Origin of the sequence: Rhodospirillum centenum SW, from assembly GCF_000016185.1 — a bacterium.
Classification (GTDB): domain Bacteria; phylum Pseudomonadota; class Alphaproteobacteria; order Azospirillales; family Azospirillaceae; genus Rhodocista; species Rhodocista centena.
The window spans coordinates 4,327,574-4,348,620 of the sequence record NC_011420.2; the positions used below are offsets into that span (position 1 = coordinate 4,327,574).

24 protein-coding genes and 1 tRNA gene are annotated in these 21,047 nt (G+C 67.6%); 11 read left to right on the forward strand and 14 right to left on the reverse strand.

From position 1 onward, the window contains the following. Position 1: 1 nt before the first annotated feature. Genes lysA through argH form a run of 3 tightly spaced genes read right to left on the reverse strand, consistent with a single transcriptional unit; the run spans position 2 to position 3,107 of the window. The gene (gene lysA / locus RC1_RS19620) at positions 2 to 1,312 is read right to left on the reverse strand and encodes a diaminopimelate decarboxylase (RefSeq protein WP_012569212.1); all 1,311 of its coding nucleotides are present in this window, start codon (positions 1,310 to 1,312) and stop codon (positions 2 to 4) included. After that, a complete protein-coding gene (locus tag RC1_RS19625; protein ID WP_012569213.1) occupies positions 1,312 to 1,659 on the reverse strand; it encodes a hypothetical protein in 348 nt (115 codons plus the stop codon). The genes lysA and RC1_RS19625 overlap by 1 nt, the downstream gene beginning before the upstream one ends. Beyond that, a complete protein-coding gene (gene argH, locus RC1_RS19630; RefSeq protein WP_012569214.1) occupies positions 1,656 to 3,107 on the reverse strand; it encodes an argininosuccinate lyase in 1,452 nt (483 codons plus the stop codon). Before argH ends, RC1_RS19625 begins: the two co-directional genes overlap by 4 nt. Before the next feature lie 87 nt (positions 3,108 to 3,194). Here argH and RC1_RS19635 point away from each other — a divergent pair, with 87 nt between their 5' ends. From RC1_RS19635 to RC1_RS19640, 3 genes are all read left to right on the forward strand, one after another. Further along, complete coding sequence (locus RC1_RS19635; protein ID WP_012569215.1) at positions 3,195 to 3,818, forward strand: TlpA family protein disulfide reductase; 624 nt, start codon at positions 3,195 to 3,197, stop codon at positions 3,816 to 3,818. A gap of 178 nt (positions 3,819 to 3,996) precedes the next feature. Then, a complete protein-coding gene (locus RC1_RS21620; protein WP_012569216.1) occupies positions 3,997 to 6,288 on the forward strand; it encodes an NACHT domain-containing protein in 2,292 nt (763 codons plus the stop codon). Between the two features lie 43 nt (positions 6,289 to 6,331). Continuing rightward, positions 6,332 to 6,520: a hypothetical protein gene (locus RC1_RS19640; protein WP_012569217.1), complete on the forward strand. Its 189-nt coding sequence runs from the start codon at positions 6,332 to 6,334 to the stop codon at positions 6,518 to 6,520. A 22-nt stretch (positions 6,521 to 6,542) separates the two neighbouring features. Here RC1_RS19640 and RC1_RS19645 read toward each other — a convergent pair whose 3' ends face one another. From RC1_RS19645 to RC1_RS19665, 5 genes are all read right to left on the reverse strand, one after another. Continuing rightward, entirely contained in the window at positions 6,543 to 7,415 is an 873-nt protein-coding gene (locus RC1_RS19645; protein WP_012569218.1) for a 3-hydroxybutyryl-CoA dehydrogenase, read from the reverse strand. Positions 7,416 to 7,536: 121 nt separating this feature from the next. Then, positions 7,537 to 8,478, reverse strand: a complete 942-nt coding sequence (locus RC1_RS19650; protein ID WP_012569220.1) for an electron transfer flavoprotein subunit alpha/FixB family protein — start codon at positions 8,476 to 8,478, stop codon at positions 7,537 to 7,539. Positions 8,479 to 8,493: 15 nt separating this feature from the next. Further along, on the reverse strand, positions 8,494 to 9,243 hold the full coding sequence (locus RC1_RS19655; RefSeq protein WP_012569221.1) for an electron transfer flavoprotein subunit beta/FixA family protein: 750 nt from the start codon (positions 9,241 to 9,243) through the stop codon (positions 8,494 to 8,496). Positions 9,244 to 9,588: 345 nt separating this feature from the next. Continuing rightward, entirely contained in the window at positions 9,589 to 10,176 is a 588-nt protein-coding gene (locus RC1_RS19660) for an ATP:cob(I)alamin adenosyltransferase (RefSeq protein ID WP_012569222.1), read from the reverse strand. Between the two features lie 23 nt (positions 10,177 to 10,199). After that, positions 10,200 to 10,397, reverse strand: a complete 198-nt coding sequence (locus RC1_RS19665) for a twin transmembrane helix small protein (protein ID WP_041785607.1) — start codon at positions 10,395 to 10,397, stop codon at positions 10,200 to 10,202. A gap of 120 nt (positions 10,398 to 10,517) precedes the next feature. Between RC1_RS19665 and RC1_RS19670 the strand changes: the two genes are divergently transcribed. Then, positions 10,518 to 11,396, forward strand: coding sequence for an NUDIX hydrolase (locus RC1_RS19670; protein ID WP_012569224.1), 879 nt, complete (start codon positions 10,518 to 10,520; stop codon positions 11,394 to 11,396). Between the two features lie 76 nt (positions 11,397 to 11,472). Here the strand turns inward: RC1_RS19670 and RC1_RS19675 are convergent, their stop codons facing one another. Then, positions 11,473 to 11,952 (reverse strand): hypothetical protein, encoded by a 480-nt coding sequence (locus tag RC1_RS19675; RefSeq protein ID WP_012569225.1) that lies wholly within the window; start codon positions 11,950 to 11,952, stop codon positions 11,473 to 11,475. 138 nt (positions 11,953 to 12,090) lie between these two features. Next, positions 12,091 to 12,987 carry a tRNA glutamyl-Q(34) synthetase GluQRS gene (gene gluQRS / locus RC1_RS19680; protein ID WP_012569226.1) on the reverse strand — a complete coding sequence of 299 codons (897 nt, stop codon included), beginning with the start codon at positions 12,985 to 12,987 and terminating at the stop codon, positions 12,091 to 12,093. Between the two features lie 328 nt (positions 12,988 to 13,315). Between gluQRS and RC1_RS19685 the strand changes: the two genes are divergently transcribed. Then, the gene (locus RC1_RS19685) at positions 13,316 to 13,876 is read left to right on the forward strand and encodes an HNH endonuclease (RefSeq protein ID WP_041785610.1); all 561 of its coding nucleotides are present in this window, start codon (positions 13,316 to 13,318) and stop codon (positions 13,874 to 13,876) included. A gap of 127 nt (positions 13,877 to 14,003) precedes the next feature. Here the strand turns inward: RC1_RS19685 and RC1_RS19690 are convergent, their stop codons facing one another. The 4 genes from RC1_RS19690 to RC1_RS19705 all read right to left on the reverse strand — a co-directional run bounded on the left by RC1_RS19690 (position 14,004) and on the right by RC1_RS19705 (position 16,553). Further along, positions 14,004 to 14,636 (reverse strand): YceI family protein, encoded by a 633-nt coding sequence (locus RC1_RS19690; protein ID WP_041785613.1) that lies wholly within the window; start codon positions 14,634 to 14,636, stop codon positions 14,004 to 14,006. A 148-nt stretch (positions 14,637 to 14,784) separates the two neighbouring features. Further along, the gene (locus tag RC1_RS19695) at positions 14,785 to 15,405 is read right to left on the reverse strand and encodes a demethoxyubiquinone hydroxylase family protein (RefSeq protein WP_012569230.1); all 621 of its coding nucleotides are present in this window, start codon (positions 15,403 to 15,405) and stop codon (positions 14,785 to 14,787) included. Next, on the reverse strand, positions 15,402 to 15,911 hold the full coding sequence (locus RC1_RS19700; protein WP_012569231.1) for a disulfide bond formation protein B: 510 nt from the start codon (positions 15,909 to 15,911) through the stop codon (positions 15,402 to 15,404). Before RC1_RS19700 ends, RC1_RS19695 begins: the two co-directional genes overlap by 4 nt. Positions 15,912 to 15,971: 60 nt before the next feature. Further along, a complete protein-coding gene (locus tag RC1_RS19705) occupies positions 15,972 to 16,553 on the reverse strand; it encodes a YqaA family protein (protein WP_012569232.1) in 582 nt (193 codons plus the stop codon). A 205-nt stretch (positions 16,554 to 16,758) separates the two neighbouring features. On the opposite strand from RC1_RS19705, the gene RC1_RS19710 reads away from it, so the two are divergent. The 6 genes from RC1_RS19710 (at position 16,759) to RC1_RS19735 (ending at position 21,045) form a co-directional block, all read left to right on the forward strand. Beyond that, positions 16,759 to 16,845 (forward strand) — tRNA-Leu (locus RC1_RS19710). A 234-nt stretch (positions 16,846 to 17,079) separates the two neighbouring features. Beyond that, the gene (locus tag RC1_RS19715) at positions 17,080 to 17,562 is read left to right on the forward strand and encodes an RNA polymerase sigma factor (protein ID WP_012569233.1); all 483 of its coding nucleotides are present in this window, start codon (positions 17,080 to 17,082) and stop codon (positions 17,560 to 17,562) included. Continuing rightward, a complete protein-coding gene (locus RC1_RS19720; RefSeq protein ID WP_012569234.1) occupies positions 17,559 to 18,563 on the forward strand; it encodes a FecR family protein in 1,005 nt (334 codons plus the stop codon). The genes RC1_RS19715 and RC1_RS19720 overlap by 4 nt, the downstream gene beginning before the upstream one ends. A gap of 112 nt (positions 18,564 to 18,675) precedes the next feature. Continuing rightward, a complete protein-coding gene (locus RC1_RS19725; RefSeq protein WP_012569235.1) occupies positions 18,676 to 19,299 on the forward strand; it encodes an STN domain-containing protein in 624 nt (207 codons plus the stop codon). Positions 19,300 to 19,301: 2 nt separating this feature from the next. Further along, positions 19,302 to 19,544, forward strand: a complete 243-nt coding sequence (locus RC1_RS21625; protein ID WP_041785617.1) for a TonB-dependent receptor plug domain-containing protein — start codon at positions 19,302 to 19,304, stop codon at positions 19,542 to 19,544. A gap of 49 nt (positions 19,545 to 19,593) precedes the next feature. Then, a complete protein-coding gene (locus tag RC1_RS19735) occupies positions 19,594 to 21,045 on the forward strand; it encodes a TonB-dependent siderophore receptor (RefSeq protein WP_041785620.1) in 1,452 nt (483 codons plus the stop codon). Positions 21,046 to 21,047: the final 2 nt, after the last annotated feature.

The window sequence follows — 21,047 nt, forward strand, 5'->3', positions numbered from 1 at the left end:
GTCAACGGGACCCCGGCGGCGGCAGCCACGCCGGGACGCTTTCCATCGCCAGCAGTTCTTCCAGCGTCGGGCGCCGGCGCACCACCGCCCGCTCGCCGCCCGCCACCAGCACCTCCGGCACCAGCGGGCGGGAATTGTAGGTGGAGGCCATGACCGCGCCATAGGCGCCCGCGGTCAGGATCGCCACCAGATCGCCCGCCTGCATGGGCGGCAGCCGCCGCCCCTTGGCGAAGGTGTCGCCGCTCTCGCAGACCGGGCCGACGACATCCATCGCGCTGAGCGGGGCGCCGCGGGCGGGCTGTCTCACCGGCAGGATAGTGTGCCAGGCATCGTAAAGCGAGGGGCGGATCAGGTCGTTCATGGCCGCGTCCAGGACAAGAAAGCGGCGGTGCAGCCCTTCCTTGACATGGACGACCCGCGACAGCAGGACACCCGCGCTCGCCACCAGGGAGCGGCCGGGCTCCAGCGTGATGTGGCAGCCCAGATGCCCCACCGTCTCCCGTACCACCTGCGCATAGGCGCGGTGGTCGGGGCCGATGTCCTCCTCCCGGTAGGGGACGCCGACACCGCCGCCCAGGTCGATGCGCTCGATCCCGATGCCATGCGCCCGCAGGTCCGTCACCAGCTCCGCCACCTTGGCGAAGGCCAGCGCGAAGGGCGAGGTCTTCAGGAGCTGGGAGCCGATGTGGATCGCCACGCCCAGCGGGCGCAGGCCCGGCAGGGCCGCGGCGCGGGCGAAGGCAGCGCCGGCCTGGGACCAGTCGATGCCGAACTTGTCCTCCTTGCGGCCGGTGGCGATCTTGCCGTGCGTCTGTGCGTCCACGTCGGGGTTGACGCGCAGGGCGACGGGCGCCACCAGCCCCAGCCCGCTGGCCACCGCCGACAGCAGGTCCAGCTCCGGCAGGCTCTCCACGTTGATCTGGTGGATGCCGGCCTTCAGCGCCGCTGCCAGCTCGTCGCGGGTCTTGCCCACGCCGGAGAAGACGATGCGGTCGGCCGGGATGCCGGCGACCAGCGCGCGCTGCATCTCGCCCACCGACACCACGTCGGCCCCGGCCCCCAGGGCGGTCAGGGTGCGGATGACGGCAAGGTTGGAGTTGGCCTTCAGGGCATAGCAGACGGCCACGTCGCGCCCGCCGGGGCCGTCCAGGTCGAAGGCGTCGGCATAGGCCCGCCAGTTCGCCCGCAGCTCCGCCGTGGAATAGACATAGGCCGGCGTGCCCGCCTCCGCCGCGATGGCGGACAGGGGCACGTCCTCGACATGCAGTTCCCCGTCGCGGTAGGCGAAGCCGGGGGAGGGGACCTTCGCCATCACATGCCCCCGCCGCTCGGCGGGATGGCGGGGCCGGAGCGGCTGCCGGGACGGCGGGCGATCGGATCGACCGGCTTCAGCGCGTCCTCCGCGCCCGGTGTGGCGACCGTGCCGGTGCCCGGCGTGGCGCCGGGCTGCCCGGCGGCGGGAGCGGGCGTGCCGGGGACCGGGCGGGACGCCTGTCCGGCGGGCTGCGGGTCCAGCGCCGGATCGGGGTAGAAGCGCCCGGGCTCGGCGTTCGGCGGTGCGTCCGGAAAACCCGGCTTCTTGCCGCAGGCCGTCAGCGCCAGGGGCAGGGCCAGCAGCAGGGCCGCGGGCCAGAGGGGGACGGATCGGGTCCGGCTCACAGGAAACGCTCCCGGGCGGCCTGGGCCGCCCTGCGCACGAGATCGGGCGCGGTGCCGCCCGGACTGGTGCGGGAGGCGACCGACGCCTCCACGCTCAGCACGGGGAAGATGTCCGCGGTGATGCGGGGCTCCACGGCCTGGAGCGCCTCCAGCGGCAGGTCGGACAGGCCGCAGCCCCGCTCCTCCGCCGCCTTGACGATGCGGCCGGTGACATGGTGCGCCTCGCGGAACGGCATGCCCAGCCGCCGCACCAGCCAGTCGGCCAGATCGGTGGCGGTGGGGAAGCCCGCCTCGACGGCGCGGCGCATGGCGGCCGGGTCGGCCGTCAGGTCGCGAACCATGCCGGTCATGGCGGCAAGGCAGAGCGACAGCGTCTCCTCCGCCTCGAACACCGGCTCCTTGTCCTCCTGCATGTCCTTGGAATAGGCCAGCGGCAGGCCCTTCATCATGACCAGCAGGGCGTTCAGGCTGCCGATCACCCGCCCGGCCTTGCCGCGCACCAGCTCGGCCGCGTCGGGGTTGCGCTTCTGCGGCATGATCGAGCTGCCGGTGGTGAAGGCGTCCGTCAGCCGGATGAAGCGGAACTGGCTGGTGCACCAGAGGACGATCTCCTCCGCCAGCCGCGACAGGTGGACACCGCAGATGGCGCCGGCCGACAGGTACTCCAGCGCGAAGTCGCGGTCCGACACGGCGTCCAGCGAATTCGCCGTCGGCCGGTCGAAGCCCAGCGCCGCGGCCGTCATGGCGCGGTCGATGGGATAGGGCGTGCCGGCCAGGGCGGCGCTGCCCAGCGGGCACTCGTTCAGCCGGACCCGGGCGTCGCGCACGCGGCCGCGGTCGCGGCCCAGCATCTCGACATAGGCCAGCAGATGGTGGCCGAAGGTCACCGGCTGCGCCGTCTGGAGATGGGTGAAGCCGGGCATCACCGTGCCGGCGTACTCCTCCGCCCGGTCGATCAGGGCGGCCTGCAGGGCCCGCAGGTCGCCGTCCAGCCGGTCCAGCGCGTCGCGCACCCAGAGCTTGAAGTCCGTCGCCACCTGGTCGTTGCGCGAACGGGCCGTGTGCAGCCGGCCGGCCGGTTCGCCGATCAGCTCCTTCAGCCGCGCCTCCACGTTCATGTGGATGTCCTCCAGCGCCGTGCTGAAGGTGAAGCGGCCCTCGCGGATCTCCGCCGCCACCTGCTCCAGCCCGGCGACGATGGCGTCCGCGTCGGCGGCCGGGATGATTCCCTGGGCGGCCAGCATCCGGGCATGCGCCTGGGAGCCCGCGATGTCCTGGGACCAGAGCCGGCGGTCGAAGCCGATGGAGGCGTTGATGCGCTCCATGATCTCGGCGGGGCCGCGGGCGAAGCGGCCGCCCCACAGTTCGTTGGAACGGGGACCGCCGGCCTCGGGCCGGGCAGCGGTCGGGCTGGGCTGTGACGGAGTGTCGGACAGGCTTGACGTCATGCGGGCGGAGGCCGAGCTATGTCCGGGACGGCGGCGGCGCCGCAGCGCGCCGCACCCGTTCCGGAACGGAGAGGAACGAGGGGAAGAATGGCGATTTTGCGGCGCCCCGCAATGCCCGTGCTGGCCTTGGCGGCGATTCTCTTGCTGGCGGCCTGCGGCGAACAGGATCAGGGCGGCTCCCGGACCGCGGGAGAGACCACGGGTCAGGCTGCGGGACAGGCGGCGGCAGGAGGGGGCACGCTGGCGGAGTCGCTGGCCCCCTTCACGGTGACCGGCACGCCGCAGCCGGCGCCGGACATCGCCTTCACCGACCGCGACGGCCGTCCGGTCACGCTCGCCGCTTTCCGCGGCAAGGTGGTGCTGCTGAACCTCTGGGCCGTCTGGTGCCCGCCCTGCGTCAAGGAGATGCCGTCGCTCGACCGGCTCCAGGCGGCGCTGGGCGGGGACGACTTCCAGGTCGTGGCGCTGTCGCAGGACCGTGGCGGCGCGGCCCAGGTGCTGCCCTTCTACGAGAAGGCGGGGATCGCCCACCTGCCGGTCTATCTCGACCCGCAGACCGCGGCGATGGCGGCGCTCAAGGCCCGCGGCCTGCCCACCACCTACCTGATCGACCGCGAGGGACGCCTGCTCGGCCGGCTGGAAGGGGAAGCCGCCTGGGACGCCCCGGCCGCCCTGGACCTGATCCGCCACGTCATCGCGGGGCGCTACTGACCGGCGAGATTCGACCGTTCAGGATGTCCTGCGTCCAGATTGCGTGGGATCGAAATGCCTTGCTTCTTGGCAGACAACTGAATTGAGCTTGCGGGGTTGCAGAGCGCGACCTTGTAACAGCGTATTGGATTCAAGTCTCTTTCGTGGCATCATATGGACGGTGGGATCGGAGGTTTAAATGAACGACTCAGACGACGAGAATTCCGTATTCGAAGCTGAGGTGCGCCGTATCGCTAGAGAACTTTTTCCAAAGGCGCGGATTAATGGCCCGGTTATAGTGGATGGTCGTGAGCGCGACTGTGTTTTTAACGACGGTGAGGTAATGCATGTTATTGAAGCAACAGTATCACGCAGAAAAGATAAAGCGACAAAGGACTTAGAAAAGAGCGCCGAACTTGTGAAGTCCCTCAGGAGGCAACACCAGGACGTGAACTTTAAAATATGGTTCATTACAAAGAGGGAGCCGAGCGCTGATCAAAGTGCTGTCGGATCGGAGATAAAAAAGCTTGCGAAATGCCCGGTCGATGTTTGCAGCTTTCGGACATTTTCGGCAAAGCTGGTCGATGCTTCAAGTTATTTGAGTTTGCGAGAAAATCATCCTTTTGGTAGTGTGAGAAATCCGGCTGACGACGCGGACTACGCGGTGCCTAGAGAAGATTATGTCCAAATAGATCTTTTAAATTTCCGCGACAAATCATTAGTTAATGTCGCTTATCTTCCTGAGCGCATGTCGGAATCGCCAGGAGTTTATCTGTTGGTGGGAGATTTCGGGGCCGGAAAAAGCATGACAATGAGGTATATGTATGATATTCTGGCAGATAAATACATGTCGGGATCGACGACAACATTTCCAGTATATTTGAATCTGCGTGATCATTTTGGGCAGAGCAACCCCAGTGAAGCCCTGCTCCGGCATGGCAATGAAATTGGCTTTGCGGCGCCAAATCAGTTGGTGGCTGCCTGGAAGGCGGGTCACTGCCATGTCTTTTTAGATGGCTTTGATGAGCTGTCATCCACGAGGCTAGTTCGCGGAGTGGGTGGTCTTAGAGCGGCTCGGCGGGAAGCGATGCGTCTAGTACATGCTTTTGTATCGCATCATCCGCGTGACACATCAATATTTGTTGGTGGTAGGCAGCACTATTTTGATAGTTTGGAGGAATTGGAAAAAGCTCTTGGTTTGCCCTCTAATTTTGTGCACTTGACGCTGAATGAGTTTACTCATGAGCAGGTGACAAAATTTCTTAAAGGTAAAGGATTTAATGAACGGGTTCCCAATTGGCTCCCCTCGCGGCCTCTGCTGCTCGGGTACTTGGCTATTAAAGGCGTTCTGGCGCGTCACGATCCCGACATTAGTTCTCTTGCCCGAGAAGAAGGTTGGGACTATCTCGTAGATCGGATATGTGAACGTGAGGCGAGGCAGATTGATCCAATTAGTATTGACCCTCATGCAGTAAGAGAATTTGTTGAGCGCTTGGCGAGTTGGGCCCGTAGGACTAATTCTGGGCGGGGGCCCGTTCACCTAAATAATATATATTCCATATTCGAAGGTGTTTTCTCTATGCCGCCTGATGAAAAGGCATCGACGTTGATATTTAGAATGCCTGGTCTTACCTCGGCATCTGGTCAGGAGGACGCACGAGAGTTCATTGATGATGATTATGTTGATGCTTGCCGGAGTGGTGATATTATTCGGTTTATAGAGTCTCCCCACGATCCGAAATCAGAGCTTCTTGATGAATCAACCATAAACATGGGAGATCTTGGTGCAAGTTTATCTGCTTATAAGCTGTCTGGGGCGACTGCTAAAAAGCTTTCGGCCGCTCTCGATTCGGCTGCCAGAAGAAATGCACCCTGTTTATCCTTCGATGTCTTGCGAGTAATGCAGCAGATAAACGCGTCGTATGTGGGGCCAAATATAAAAATATCAGATGGATTCTTTAGTGAATACCAAATTAGCGCAAGTCCAGATTTGTCAAAAGTGACATTTTCAGAATGCTATTTTAATGTAGTTGAGATTGATGAGGGCGCGAATGCTGGTCCTGAATTCGTTAAATGCCAAATAGAGAAGGTTGTTGGCTGTATAGGACAAAAAGATCTGCCTAGTTTTGTTGCCTCTTCGGCGGATGGTATATCAAAGTTTGAGGATGAGGCCCAGACAAATGCAGATATTCTAGACTTGCCTATGCCAATGAGCACAAAAGTATTAATGACAATCTTAAGAAAGCTTTTTGTTCAGGCTGGAAGAGGGCGGCGCGAGAATGCCTTTTACCGGGGCCTCGACGGTAGATCTAAGGTCTATGTTCCGGAAATTCTCCAGATAATAGAGAAGATGGAGTTTGCGTCTCCGAGTAAAAATAGTGGACCGGTTGTTTGGTTCCCAAACCGTAGCTTAGCTCGTGATGCGCATGAAATTTTGCAGGCACCTCTTCATTCAAATCATCCGCTGGCTGCCCAGGTTCGAATACTTTGAAGTTGCTTCAAAGACCGCACCTGCTCATATCACGTTCGAGGCCATGGTGGCCGAGGGGCTGATCCGGGTGGACAGCGAGTTCCAGTGGGACAACACCTGGGACGAGCCCTACGCCTACGGCGTCTACCACATCGACTTCGGCCAGGGCCGGGTGGTGGAACTGCTGGGCGGCGACTTCGGCGCGGGCGGCCTCACGGCCGCCAACCTGACCTTCTTCGGGACCTTCGCTTAGACGCGCCGGAGGGGCGGGCCGTTTACCGCGTCGGCCGCGGCACGTCGCCGGAATAGTCGTAGAAGCCGCGCCCGACCTTGCGGCCCAGCCAGCCGGCCTCGACATACTTCACCAGCAGCGGGCAGGGGCGGTACTTGCTGTCCGCCAGCCCCTCATAGAGCACCTGCATGATGGACAGGCAGGTATCCAGCCCGATGAAGTCGGCCAGCTCCAGCGGGCCCATCGGGTGGTTCGCCCCCAGCTTCATGGCGGTGTCGATGCCCTCGACCGTGCCGACGCCCTCGTACAGGGTGTAGACGGCCTCGTTGATCATCGGCAGCAGGATGCGGTTGACGATGAAGGCCGGGAAATCCTCCGCGATGGCGGCGGTCTTGCCCAGCTTCGCCGTCAGCTCCTTGATCGCCTGGAACGTCTCCTCGTCCGTAGCGATGCCGCGGATGATCTCGACGAGCTGCATCACCGGCACCGGGTTCATGAAGTGCATGCCGATGAATTTGTGCGGCCGGTCGGTGCTGGCGGCCAGCCGGGTGATGGAGATCGACGAGGTGTTGGTGGCGACCAGCGCGTCCGCCTTCAGGTGCGGCACGAGCTGCTTGAAGATGGCGCGCTTGACGTCCTCGCTCTCCGTCGCCGCCTCGATCACCAGATCGCAGTCGGCCAGCGCCGACAGATCGGTCGCGGTGGCGATGCGGGCCAGTGCGGCGTCCTTCGCGGCCTCGGCGATCTTGCCCTTGGCGACCTGCCGCTCCAGGTTCCGGCCGATGCCGCCGACCGCCTTGGTGAGCTGGTCCTCGCGCACATCCACCAGCTTCACCTGGAAGCCGGCCACCGCGCTGACATGGGCGATGCCGCTGCCCATCTGGCCGGCACCGATGATACCGATCTTCTCGATCATGCCGCTACCCTGACGCCGCAATGGAAACGAAGGCGCGCCGGGCCCGCCATGGTGGAAGCGGGGGACGGGACCCGGACGCGGAAGGGGCGGCCCGACGGGGCCGCCCCTTCACGATGGCACATTACTTGTCGATCTGCTCGGTCAACTCGGGCACGACCTTGAAAAGATCGCCCACCAGGCCGTAGTCGGCGATCTGGAAGATCGGCGCCTCCTCGTCCTTGTTGATGGCGACGATCACCTTGCTGTCCTTCATGCCGGCCAGATGCTGGATGGCCCCCGAGATGCCGACGGCGATGTACAGCTCCGGCGCCACGATCTTGCCGGTCTGGCCGACCTGGTAGTCGTTCGGCACGAAGCCGGCGTCCACCGCCGCGCGGGAGGCGCCGACGGCGGCGCCCAGCTTGTCGGCCAGTGCTTCCAGCAGGTGGAAATTGTCGCCCGACTGCATGCCGCGGCCGCCGGAGACGACGACGCGGGCGGCGGTCAGTTCCGGCCGCTCGGACTTCGACAGCTCCGCCCCGACGAACTTGGACAGGCCGGCGTCGCCGCTGCCCGACACGGACTCGACGGTGCCGCTGCCGCCCTCGGCCGCGGCCGGCTCGAAGGCCGTGCCGCGCACCGTGACGACCTTCACGGCGTCCGACGACTGCACGGTGGCGACGGCGTTGCCGGCATAGATCGGCCGCTCGAACGTGTCGGCGGAGACGACGCCGCTGATCTCGCTGATCTGCTGCACGTCCAGGATCGCGGCGACGCGCGGGGCGACGTTCTTGCCGAAGGTCGTGGCCGCGAACAGGACATGGCCGTAGCCGCCGTCCTTGGCCACCTTGGCGACCAGCGGGGCGAGGTTCTCGGCCAGCGGGTGCTCGTACTCGGCGGCGTCGGCCAGCAGCACCCTGGTCACGCCCGCGGCCTTGCCGGCGGCCTCGGCCGCGGCGGCGGCACCCTTGCCGGCGACCAGCACATGCACGGGGCCGCCCAGCTTGGCGGCGGCGCCCAGGGTCGTCAGGGTCGGCTTCTTGATCGGGCCCTCGGAGGGCTCCGCAACGACGAGGATGGTCATGGTCGCTTCCCCCTGTCAGATCACGCGGGCTTCGTTGCGCAGCTTGTCCACCAGCGCGGCCACGTCGGCCACCTTGACGCCGCCCTTGCGCTTCGCCGGCTCGGTGACCTTCAGCGTCTTCAGGCGGGGGCTGAAGTCCACGCCCACCTGATCCGGGGTCAGGGTCTCGATGGGCTTCTTCTTCGCCTTCATGATGTTCGGCAGCGAGGCGTAGCGCGGCTCGTTCAGGCGCAGGTCGGTGGTCACCACCGCCGGCAGCTTCAGCTCCACCGTCTCCAGGCCGCCGTCCACCTCGCGGGTGACGGCGACGGAGCCCTCGGCCGCCACGACCTTGGAGGCGAAGGTGCCCTGCGGCCAGCCCAGCAGCGCGGCCAGCATCTGGCCGGTCTGGTTGGCGTCGTCGTCGATCGCCTGCTTGCCGACGATGACGAGGCCCGGCTGCTCCTTCTCGGCGATGGCCTTCAGCGCCTTCGCCACGGCCAGCGGCTCGGTCTCGGCGTCGGTCTGCACCAGCACGCCGCGGTCGGCCCCCATGGCCAGCGCCGTGCGCAGGGTCTCCTGCGCGGCGGCCGGACCGATGGACACGACCACGATCTCCGTCGCCTTGCCGGCTTCCTTGAGGCGCACGGCCTCTTCCACCGCGATCTCGTCGAACGGATTCATGGACATCTTCACGTTCGCGAGTTCGACGCCGGTGTTGTCCGGCTTGACGCGGATCTTGACGTTGTAGTCAACGACCCGTTTCACGGCGACCAGTATCTTCATCGGCGATCCCCTGGTAGCAAGGCCATTCCTGGCAGCGGCCCGGTGTCAGCGGCGTGCTGACGGTTCGGTGGCGCGCCGGCCCTGGTTCGGCAGGACTGTCACAGGCGTTCGCGCCCTGCTCAGCCCCGCCTTCGAGCCGGCGCAAAGTATGTTGCACTCGAAACACTGTCAACGCAGGCCCGGGCGGCATGGCCCCGGCCGGAGCGGCTCCGGGCCGCCCCTCCCGGCCCAGAGAGATAGTTTACGTTTACGTAATCGTAAAGGGCATCGCTGTCCGCTCTGCGGACGGTCTGCGCAACGGCCCGGTGAATTCCGGTGCGTAGTGTTGCGTGGCCTGTGGATAACTCAGGCCGCCGCACCGGCTTCCGCCCCATCCAGCCGGCGGGCCAGCCGCAGCAGGTGGTCGGACAGCCGGTTCGTATACTGCCGCGCCGTCTCTCCGACCGGCTCTTCCCGCGCCAGCGCCGCCAGCCGGCGCTCGGCGCGGCGGATGACGGCGTGGGCCAGACGGAGCAGGGCGGCAGCCGGGCTGCGGCCGGACGGAAACGGCGCGCCGGCTGCCGGAGCAGGTCCCGGGGCGGCGTCCAGGCTGGCTGCGTCCAGGGCCGCGATCTCCGCCTCCAGGCGCTCCACCTGCGACGGCAGCATCCGCAGCGGCGGCCGGCGCCGCGGCGTCTCCCGCTCGGGCAGGCAGAGGTCGGCCGCCAGATCCAGCAGTTCGTTCTGGATGCGGGCCAGCATCGCGTCGGCTTCGCCCGCGATCCCGCCGCGGCCCCGCGTGTACAGGCGCGCCGCGCCCAGCAGCGTGTTCGCCTCGTCCACGGTGCCGTAGGTGTCGAGTCGGACGGCCGTCTTCGGCACGCGCGTGGCGTCGCCCAGGAAGGTCAGACCGCCGTCGCCGGCGCGGGTGGTGATGCGGGTCAGCGCGACCATGCCGTCTCCTCCATGCCGCCCGCTCAGCCGCGGGCGGACAGCAGGACCAGGACGAACAGCACCAGCGCCAGTGCCTGCAAGGCGACGCGCAGCCGCATCAGCCGGTTGCCGTGGCGGAGGGCGACCTCGCCGCCGCGGGCCATGGCGACCAGTCCGATGACCAGCGTGCCCAGCACGGCCAGCATGGCGGCGATCAGAAGGAAGACCAGGAATCCGTTCATGGCCGCCGTTATAGCCCCTGTGGCGCCCGCTGCCAGCCCCGCCATCGTCCCTAGGCCATCCGGCCCGTATGGGGAGGGACCTGATGGGAGGGCCATAGGGGGAAGCGGGCGAAACAGCGGTTGCGGCCGGCCCCGATCCGGGTAACCTGCCCGTCATGGGATTTCTGCGCCACTGACCGCTGCAACACGCACGACCTGTCGCGCTACCGGCCCTTTCTCGTGGCCGGGCAGCATGTCGGGCATGTGCGCGAGGATTTCTTCCGTCGCCTCCTCGACCTGGGCGGGCCGTTCGAGCCCGCCGGCGACGGCATCGCCCTGGCGGAGCGGTCCGGCACCGCCGCCGGGCGGACGGCGGCGATGGCCGCGGCGCTGGACGCGCTGGTGGCGGACGGCACCGTTCCCGGCCTGCGGCGGGAGACCTATCCCGTACTGACCCGCTGGGGGGCGGAGCCGCTGCTGGGCATCGACCGCGCCGCCGTGCCCTTCTTCGGGCTGCGCAGCTTCGGCCTCCACGTCAACGGCTATGTCCGGCGGCCCGACGGTCTGCACCTCTGGGTCGGGCACCGGGCGCGCGACCGCGGCGTGGCACCGGGAAAGCTCGACAACCTCGTGGCCGGCGGCCAGCCGATGGGCCTGACCCTGGCGGAGAATCTGCGCAAGGAAGCGCATGAGGAGGCCGGCCTGCCGGCGGCGGTCGCCGACCGGTCGCGCCCCGTCGGAGTCATCTCCTACCTGCTGGAGAACGGCTCAGGGCTGAAGCCGGACACGCTGTTCTGCTACGATCTGGAACTGCCCGACGGGCTCGTCCCCCGCAACACCGACGGGGAGGTGGAGCGGTTCGAGCTGTGGCCGCTCGACCGCGTGGCGGAGAGCGTGGCCGGCAGCGACGACTGGAAGTTCAACGTGAACCTCGTCGTCATCGACTTCCTGATCCGGCACGGCTGGCTGACGCCCGACCATCCGGAGTACATCGCCCTCTGCTCCGGCCTGCGGCGCTGACACGGCGGTCCTGACACGGCGGTGTGGGCACGGCCGGCCGTTGCGTCCGGCGTCCCTCAGAACAGACTGGCGTTCCTCAGAACAGATCGTCGATGGCCGACTGGTCCAGCGTCGCCTGCGGCATCGAGCCGTGGACGATGGCGCTGCCCCGGTCCACCAGCGCCTGGAGGCGCTGCCAGTAGTCCACGGCCACGTCGCCCATCCGCGCCGGATCGTCCTTCGAGGCGTCCAGTTCCGTCAGCGCGTCGGCGATGGTGGCGTTCAACTCGTCGATCGTCAGGTCGAACGGATCCCTGTATTCGGGTGGCGCGTTCTCGTAACACTCGATGGCCAGGGGCGCGAAATGCAGGCCGCTGCCGCGGAAATGTTCGGCATAGGTCTTGGGCCGCCAGGCCTTCACCTCCTCCAGCATGTCCGGCATGTCGCCGAGCATCGAGAGGAGCATGATCACTTCATTGAAATGGTTGAAGTAGTCCGTCGACAGCAGGGTCGTGCCGTCGATGGTGGTGTCCTGCGCGAGGCGCCGGTAATGGTCGATGGCTGCGGTATCGTGCATGGCGCGTCTATATCATGGAGTCCGGGCGGCGCAGGAAGAATTCGTGCGAATCCCGTCTTATCCATACGCTTGGACCAGGGCGGGGCGAAAGAAAAGTCTCATTGTCGTGACCATGCCCTGCGCCTGGCGCCCGGCCCTTCAGTCGGGGAACCCGGCCAGCGTCCGCACCGCCGCCGGCGTCCATCCCTCCGCCCGCAGCGCGCGCAGGGCCTTCGCCCCGTCGCGTTTGGACAGCCGCTCGCCGGCGGCGTTCGTCAGCAGCCCGTGGTGGTGGTATTCCGGCACGGCCAGCCCCAGCAGGGCCTGCAACAGCCGGTGGACGTGGGTCGCCTCGAACAGGTCCACCCCGCGGGTGACCAGGGTGACCCCCTGGAGGTGATCGTCCACCGTGACGGACAGGTGGTAGCTGGTCGGGGTATCGCGCCGGGCCAGCACCACGTCGCCCAGGATGCCGGGCACGGCGGTCTGCATCCCGCGCTCGCGGTCGTGCCAGCAGAGCGGCCCGGTCAGCTCCAGGGCGCGGGCGATGTCCAGCCGCCAGGCGTGCGGCCGTCCCTCCGCCAGCCGCGCCTGCGCTTCCCCGGGGTCCAGCCGGCGGCAGGTGCCGGGATAGAGCGGCCCCTCCGGCCCCGGCGCACCGCCCGCCGCCGTTGGCGTCAGGTGCGGGGCGTGGCCGGCGCGGGCGATCTCCTCCTGGATCTCCTTGCGCGAACAGAAACAGGGATAGAGCACACCGAGCGCCCGCAGCCGCGCCAGCGCCGCCCGGTAATCGTCCGGATGCTCGGACTGGCGGCGCACCGGCCCGTCCCAGTCCAGCCCCAGCCAGGCCAGATCCTCGCGGATCGCGGCGTCGAACTCCGGCCGGCAGCGCTGCGGGTCGATGTCCTCGATGCGCAGCAGGAAACGCCCGCCAGCGCTGCGGGCGGCGCGCCAGCCGGCCAGGGCGGAATGCGCGTGGCCCAGATGCAGATACCCGGTCGGGCTGGGCGCGAAGCGGGTGACGACGGGGGCGGACGGGGCGGCGGATGCGGTCATGATCCTGGTCTAGCATCGCGGCCGGTGCGGCCCAAGGGGGGTGCGGGGGCGACGCGGGCGGCGACTCGGCGCCGCAGTTTCTTCCCTCCGCCGCCGGCCGGCGGCTGCGGATACCATCCACGGTGGCCGCTCCGGGCAATGAACCCCAAGATTAGGGCTATCCGATATTGCAGATAGATGACATTCGGGGCGGGCGGAGACTCGAAGGTTGCTTTTTGCGGCGTCGGCGATTATCTAGGGCGCCGGGTTCCGGCGGGTCTACCGGGCCGGCATTGCGCGGACCGGGACGGGATCGGAACGGACGGGAACAGCAGGGGGGTTGGCATTGATGCCACCGCTCGACAGTTGTCCGGCTTTGGTGCTGAATGCGGATTTCCGGCCGCTCAGCTACTTCCCCCTGTCGCTCTGGTCGTGGCAGGAGGCGGTGAAGGCCGTGGTCCTGGACCGGGTGAACATCATCTCCGTCTACGACCGCGTGGTCCGGTCCCCGACGCAGGAGATCAGGCTGCCCAGTGTCATCAGCCTGAAGGAATACATACCGGCGACACGAAGGCCGGCCTTCACAAGGTTCAACGTCTTCCTCCGCGACCGCTTCTCCTGCCAGTACTGTAGTCGAAGTTTTCCCACCCAGGAACTGACCTTCGACCATGTGATTCCCCGGTCCAAAGGCGGACGGACCACCTGGGAAAATGTCGTCACCAGTTGTTCCGCCTGCAATCTGATGAAGGGCAGCCGCTATCCCCACCAGTGCGGGATGTTTCCGGTCCAGCCGCCCTTCCAGCCCACCGCCCATCAGCTTCAGGAGAACGGCCGGTCCTTCCCGCCGAACTACCTGCACCAGAGCTGGCGCGATTTCCTCTACTGGGATTCAGAGCTGGAGCCGTTCTGACGCTCCGCCGGTCCCCCCGCCGACACACTCCCGCCGCCCCGCCGCTTCGACCGGCAAGGGACGACGTGCGCCCGCACCCGGCCGGCCTGTGGCCGACGGGCGCGGGCCGCCGCGATCAGGGCTGTCGTCAGGGCTTCCGGGTGAACTCCGCGCCGATCCGCAGGGTCACCTCGTCGCTCACGGCGGGAACATAGGCCGACACGCCCCATTCCGACCGCTTGATCACCGTCTCGGCATCGAAGCCGATCGTGTAGGCCTTGCTGACGGGGCTCACGCCGGCCTGGTTGAAGGTCGCCTCCAGCACCACCGGGCGGGTGACACCGCGCAGGGTCAGATCGCCGGTGATGCGTGCCGTGCGCGCGCCGGTCATCTCGACTCCGGTGCTGCGGAAGCGGGCGCTCGGGGTCTTGCCCGTGTTCAGGAAATCCTCGGAGCGCAGGTGCTTGTCCAGCTCGGCGTCGCTGGTGTCCACCGCGGCCACGTCGATCGTGATGTCCACCCGGCTGCGGGTCGGGTCCTGGGCGTCGTAGTCCAGGGTGCCTTCCAGGGCCGGGAAGGCGCCGTAGTAGGTGGAGAAGCCCAGGTGCCGGACGGAGAACAGCACCTTGGCATGGGCCGGGTCCAGGGCATAGCGGCCGGACTGCGCCTCGGCGGGCGCCTGGGTCAGCTCCTGTGCGACGGCGGGGCCGGCCGTGGGCAGCAGCGGGGCGGCGGTGGCCAGGGCCAGCAGCAGCCCGGCGGTGGCGGCGGAACGGCGCATTCTGTGATCCTCCTCGGTGGACGCTCTCTGTGCTGTCCAGGGAGGTGGGATCGTCGCGGCTGCCGGGGAAGCGGCCCCCACCGGGATGCATCGTTGCATCCGGCGGGACAGTCGGGCCGGAACGTCCGGCCCGCTGTTTCCGTCGGGGTCAGAAGCGTTCGGACAGCCAGATGGCGGCGCGCGAGCCGGCCTTGATCAGGGCCGACAGGACCGGATAGCCCGTAGCCCGCTCCGCCTCGTTGGCCAGACCGATGTCGCGGTGCTCCAGCTCCTCCTCGCGGAAGCGCTCGATGGTCGCCTTCAGTTCCGCCTCCTCCGGCCCCAGTGCTGCGGCCTGCTGCGCGTAATGGCCGTCGATGGCGGTCTCCACCGCCACGGTGCAGGCCATGGCGGCACGCTCGCCCAGCAGCGCCGTGCCGGCGCCCAGGGCGTAGCCGGCGACATGCCAGACCGGCCGCAGCACGGTCGGCCGGACACGGCGGCGGGCGATCAGGGCCTCGAACGTCTCCAGATGGACCTGCTCCTGTTCCGCCATGTGGCGCAGCACCGGCCCGTGGCGGCCCTTGCCCAGCACGGCGATCTGGCCGGCATAGATGCGGGTGGCGCCGAACTCCCCGGCATGGTCCACCCGGATCATCCGGTCCAGATGGGCCTTGCGGTCCGGGTCGCCGGGCAGCCGGGCCGGCCGCGGCAGCGCGGGCAGGGGATCGTCCACCGACGGCCGGCGGGCGGGCTCCGGATCGTGGATCATGACGGTCGGATCGCTCATGCGTTTCTCCTGCGGTAGCCGGCCCAGGCCGTGGCGAAGGCCAGCAGCGCCAGACCCAGGGACAGGACCATGTTCCAGGCGGCCATGGACAGGCCCGCCAGCGACCACTGGATCTCGTCGCAGCGGACCAGCGGGGCTCCCAGGATCTGTGCCCGCAGCGCCTCGATGCTGTCCGGGGCCGGACCGCTGACGCTGCAGGCGGACAGACCCTGCCACCAGTGTTCCTCGACGCCGACATGGAACAGGGCGATGCCGGCGCCGGCCAGGAAGGCGGTGCCCCCCAGGGCCAGCAGCATCCCCCGGGCACGCTGGCCCGTCAGCGCCAGCGGGGCGGGCAGCAGCAGACCGATGGCCGCGGCATGCGCCCAGCGCTGCCAGTGGCACAGCTCGCAGGGCGGCAGGCCGTCGCGGTACTGGAAGGTGACGGCCGCCCCCAGCGCCCCCGCGGCGCCGGCGAGCAGCAGCAGGGCGATCAGGCGGGGCCGGGTGGAAAGAAGGTCGCTCATGCCGTCGATATGGTCGGAAGCGGAAAGGGGGCAAGCCCGGCAGCGCCGGCCGGCACCGGGTCAGAACAGCAGCTTGACGGCGGCGAAGCCCCCGACCAGCAGGACGAAGAAGATCACCGTCAGCAGGCCCAGGTTCCGCTCGATATAGCCGCGGATCGGCTCCCCGAACCAGTACAGCAGGGCGGCGACGGCGTAGAAGCGCAGTCCCCGCGCCAGGACGGAGGCGATGAAGAAGGCCGGGATCGACATGCCGACCATGCCGCTGAAGATGGTCGTGATCTTGTAGGGGAAGGGGGTCAGGGCCCCGCCTGCCACGATCAGCACGCCCCATTCCTTGTAGGCGCGCTCGAACTCCCTGAACGCCTCGGTATAGCCGTAGGCGCGCAGCAGCGGTTCGGCCACCGCCTCGTAGAGCGCGTGCCCGATCAGATAGCCGAACAGCCCGCCCAGGGCCGAGGCCGCGGTACAGACGGTGGCGATCAGGAAGGCGCGGCGGCGGTCGGCCAGCACCATCGGGATCAGCATCACGTCGGGCGGGATGGGGAAGAAGGAGCTTTCGGCGAAGGAGACTCCGGCCAGACTGCGGAGCGCGTGCCGGTGCGTCGCCAGACGCATCGTCCAGTCATAGAGCTTGCGGATCACGATCGGCCAGGTCCTGCGGGGCGGGGGCTGTAACGGGTGTAGCAGTGCGCCCCGCCGCCGTCCACCGCGCGCCCCGCCATCATCTTTCCCTGCCGGACAGCAGGGCGGCTCCGCTGCGGCATGGCGCCCCTCCGGTCGAGGGGTGCGGAAAGCCCTTGCTCCCGGCCGCCGTCTCGCTATGATCCCGCCCGCGTTCGCGCCCGGTGCCCCCGTGGCGGAATTGGTAGACGCGGCAGACTCAAAATCTGTTGCCCGGAAGGGCATGTTGGTTCGAGTCCGACCGGGGGCACCATTTTTCCCGACATCCACCCGTCCGACATCCGTTCGCTCCGTTCCTGGCGCGTCCGGTCCCGCCTGTGCGTTCGATGGCGGGTGCAGGGCGGTCCGTTCCCGCCCGCGCCCGGCAACGGTTCACCGGATCCCCTGATTCAGCGGGCCGCTGTCGCAAAGACGTCATGCGAATTCGCTAAGGGAGACGGATCATCTCCGGTGACGGTGGACGGGTTTGACAGACTCTCCCGAAGACATGCGTCAGCAGCAGGCAGAACTCCTGAGTTTCATCTCCCGGCGCGTCCGGGATCCCTGGATGAGCGACGATATTGTTCAGGAGACATTCGTACGCTTTCTGAGCATCGGCGCTCCCGGCGGGGTCGGGAACAGGATGGCCTGGATGAAACAGGTGGCCCTCAACCTGATCCGCGACCATTTCCGCCGGGTAGCGCGCCAGCCGACGGAAATGCTGGGCGACGAGATCGCCGATCCCGACTGCCCGCCCGACGAGGCCGCCATCCGGCAGGAGCGGGTGGCGATGTTCGCACAGGCCCTTGACCGGCTGCCCCCCTTGCGGCGCACCATCTTCATCCGGCGCAAGCTCCATGGCGAAAGCTCCCGCGCCGTCGCCGAATCCCTGTGCTTGACGGAAAGTGCCGTGGATCAGCATGTGGCGAGGGCCATGCTCACCCTTCAGTCCGAAATCATGAAGAAGACGAGCCGGGGCAAGCGCGCATGAGCCGCGACCGTACCGCTGAACAGTCCCGCGCCCGTGAGGCCCGCGCCCGTGAGGAAACCGCCCGCTGGCTGGCGACGCGCCTGGACGCCGGGGAGGGCGACCTGGACCGGGATCCCTGGATCGCAGCCGATCCCGCCCGCCGCGCGGCGGCCCGGGACCTGCTCGGTCTCTGCAACGACCCGGCCCTGCATGAGGCGATGCGCCGGGCGGACATGGCCCCGACGGGAACGGTCCGGGACGACCGGCGGCCCTCCCTGGCGGGTGTCTTCGCCGTCCTCTCCCGCCCCCGGCTGGCCGCTGCCGGGTGCGCCGTGCTGCTGGCGCTGCTCTGGATCGGCGCCGGTCTCGGCGACCCGGCAGTGACCTACCGGACCGATCGGGGCCAGAGCCTGACCGTCGCGCTCGACGACGGGTCCACCCTCAGGCTCGGCGGCGACACCCGCCTGATCGTATCCCTGGGGCGGACGGAGCGCGCAGCCGAGCTGCGCCAGGGAACCGTCATGTTCGAGGTGGCGCGGGATCCGGCCCGGCCCTTCGTGATCGACACCGGCGACAGCCGGACGGAGGTGCTGGGCACCCGTTTCGTCCTGGACCGCTTCAGCGGCGGCACCGAACTGTCCGTCTATTCGGGGCGTGTCCGCTTCAGCCCCGCGGACCGGGAGGGGATCGAGGCGACGGCCGGGCAGCAGGTCGCCGTCCTGGCCGGCCGGCTGGGCGAGGTCCGGCGCTTCGAGCCGGACCCGGCCCCCTGGCGGAGCGACTGGATCGAGACCTCGGGGATGTCGCTCGGCCGCCTGGTCGAAGAACTCAACCGCTGGTCGGACCGTCCCGTGGAACTGGCCGATCCGGCCCTGAAGCGGCTGCGGGTCAGCGGCTATTTCCGCCTGTCCGAAACCGAGAAGCAGTTGGAAGGGATCGCTCTGCTGCATCGGCTGCATCTCCGGCGGCAGGCGGACCGCTACGTCCTCGCGCCGACCGCGGGCGACGGCAAACCGTATTAAAAACTTCACGGAACCGTCTGTCAGATCGTTGCGGCGCCGGCGTCTTCCCCCGGCAGACGCGACGGGCCCCGCATGGGGTGGGGAGGCCGGCGTCCCTGGGGAAGATGCTGAGATGACAGTCGGATGGTTCCGTGCCGCGGCCACGTCGCTGGTCGCGGTGTCGGTGATGGTGGGCGTCGCGCAGGCGCAGGCGATCAGGATCGATATTCCCGCCGGCGATCTGGGGCCGGCCCTGACGGCCTTCGCCCGCGCCAGCGGGTTGCAGATCCTGGCCGATCCGTCGATGACGGACGGGCTGAAGACGCGCGGCGTGTCCGGCGAGATGGCGCCGCGGGAAGCGCTGGAGGCGCTGTTCGCCGGGACGGGGCTGGGTTTCGAGTTGCACGGCGACGCCGTGATCGTCCGCGGCACCGCCCCCGCCCCTGCGGAACCGGCGGCTCCCGCACCGACCCGGATGAAGCCGGAAGCCGCGGCCGCGCCTGCCGGGGAGGCGATGGAGGAACTGACGATCACCGGCTACCGCGTTCGCGCCACCGCCGGCGGCACCCGCATCGTCACGCCGCTCAAGGACCTGCCGATGAGCGTGCAGGTGGTCAACCAGGAGCTGATCAAGGATCTGGGCGCGCGCAAGATCGAGGATGCCATCCGCTTCGTGTCCGGCATCAACAAGGTCAACCGCAACGACAATCTCGGCCGCGGCGAACGTTCGCCATCCGCGGCTTCAATTCCAGCCTGATCATGCGGAACGGCGTTCCCTACAACGTCTTCTCCGACACGGCGAACATCCAGCAGATCGACGTCGTCAAGGGCGCCAATTCCATCCTCTACGGCTTCAACGATCCGGGCGGGCTGATCAACTACATCACCCGGGCGCCGCAGGAGGCGGCCTACAGCGTGAGCAGACCATCGGCTCCTTCGACTATTACCGGACCGAGGCCGATGCGACCGGCCCGCTGTTCGGCGACACGCGCTACCGCCTGATGGCGCCTACACGAACGCGGGCTCTCACCTTGAGAACGGCAAGGAGGAGATGGTCTTCATCAATCCCGTGGTCGATTTCGCCCTCGGTGAGAAGACGCGGCTGCTGCTGGACTATGAATACCGGGAGACCGATTCCCGCTATCAGCGCGACGCCTATCCGCAGGTGCGCGACCTTGCCGGCGTGGGCATCCGCTACGCCGATGCCGGCACGCGCTACAGCCCGATCTTCCCCGACGACCGCAACATCATCACGGCGCAGAACCTGGAACTGCGTCTGACGCACGAGGTCGGGGAGGACACGACTCTGCGCCTCGTCGGCGCCCACACCGAGATCGACAGCGATCAGTTCAACATGATCGGCTGGGCCATGGTCCCGGGGTCGGACCGTCTGCTGGAGCGGCGCAACTACCTGGAACTGAACCACCAGGACACCGACTTCGTCTTCGCGGATCTCTCCACGCGCTTCGACACGCGCTGGATGACCCATCAGGTGATCCTGGGCGGGCAGTATCTGCGCCGCGAGGGCGAGAGCTTCGGCAGGACGGGGGCGTATGCGCCGGCGATCGACGTCCTGAACCCGCCGACGGACCCGGCCGTGCGCTACTACCGTCCGGAGACGCGGGACCAGCTGGCCGCCGGGGCCGTGTTCGTGGAGAGCGCCCCGACGGAGTCCAAGGGCTTCTTCGTCACCGATCAGATCACGCTGGCCGACGACCGCACCCACATCCTCGTCGGGGCGCGGTATGACGATCTGAACGGGACCGACAACACGACGCCGCAGGCCGGCGTCAACTACACGGTCAACGACTGGCTCTCGGTCTACGGGCTCTACAGCGAGTCCTTCCGCCTGAACGCCTCCTACACCCTGCAGAGCGGCGAGGTGCGGACCTTCGATCCGGAATCCGGCATCAACAAGGAGATCGGCCTCAAGCTCGACCTGTTCGACCGCCGTCTGTCGGGCACCGTGGCGCTGTTCAATCTGACACGCGAAAACGTGCTTCAGGTCATCGCCAGCGACGATCCGCTGAAGCCGATCTTCAACCTCTCCGGCGAGGAGCGGTCCAAGGGCGTGGAGATCGACATCGCGGGCCGCATCGGCCCGGACTTCACGGTCTTCGCCTCCTACGCCTATACGGACTCCGAGGTGCTGACCAGCACCAACCCGGCCCTGGTGGGCGCCCCGCTGGAGGGGGTGGCGAAGAACGCCGTCTCGGTCTTCGGCAAGTACGACTTCGGCGCGGTCGGCCCCGGCGATCTCTCGGCGAATGCCGGTCTGCTGTGGCGTCAGGGCCCGATCCTGATGACCAACAACACGCCGGGCAACACCCCGTTCGCCGCCGACAGCTACACCGTGCTGGATGCCGGCCTGGACTATGTCCTGCCCAGCGGCCTCGCCCTGTCGCTCAAGGTCACCAACCTGACCGACGAGGCGTACATGGACCGGCGTGCCGCCTATGCTGCGCCGCGCCGGATCAATCTGGTGGTGCGCAAGGAGTTCTGAGC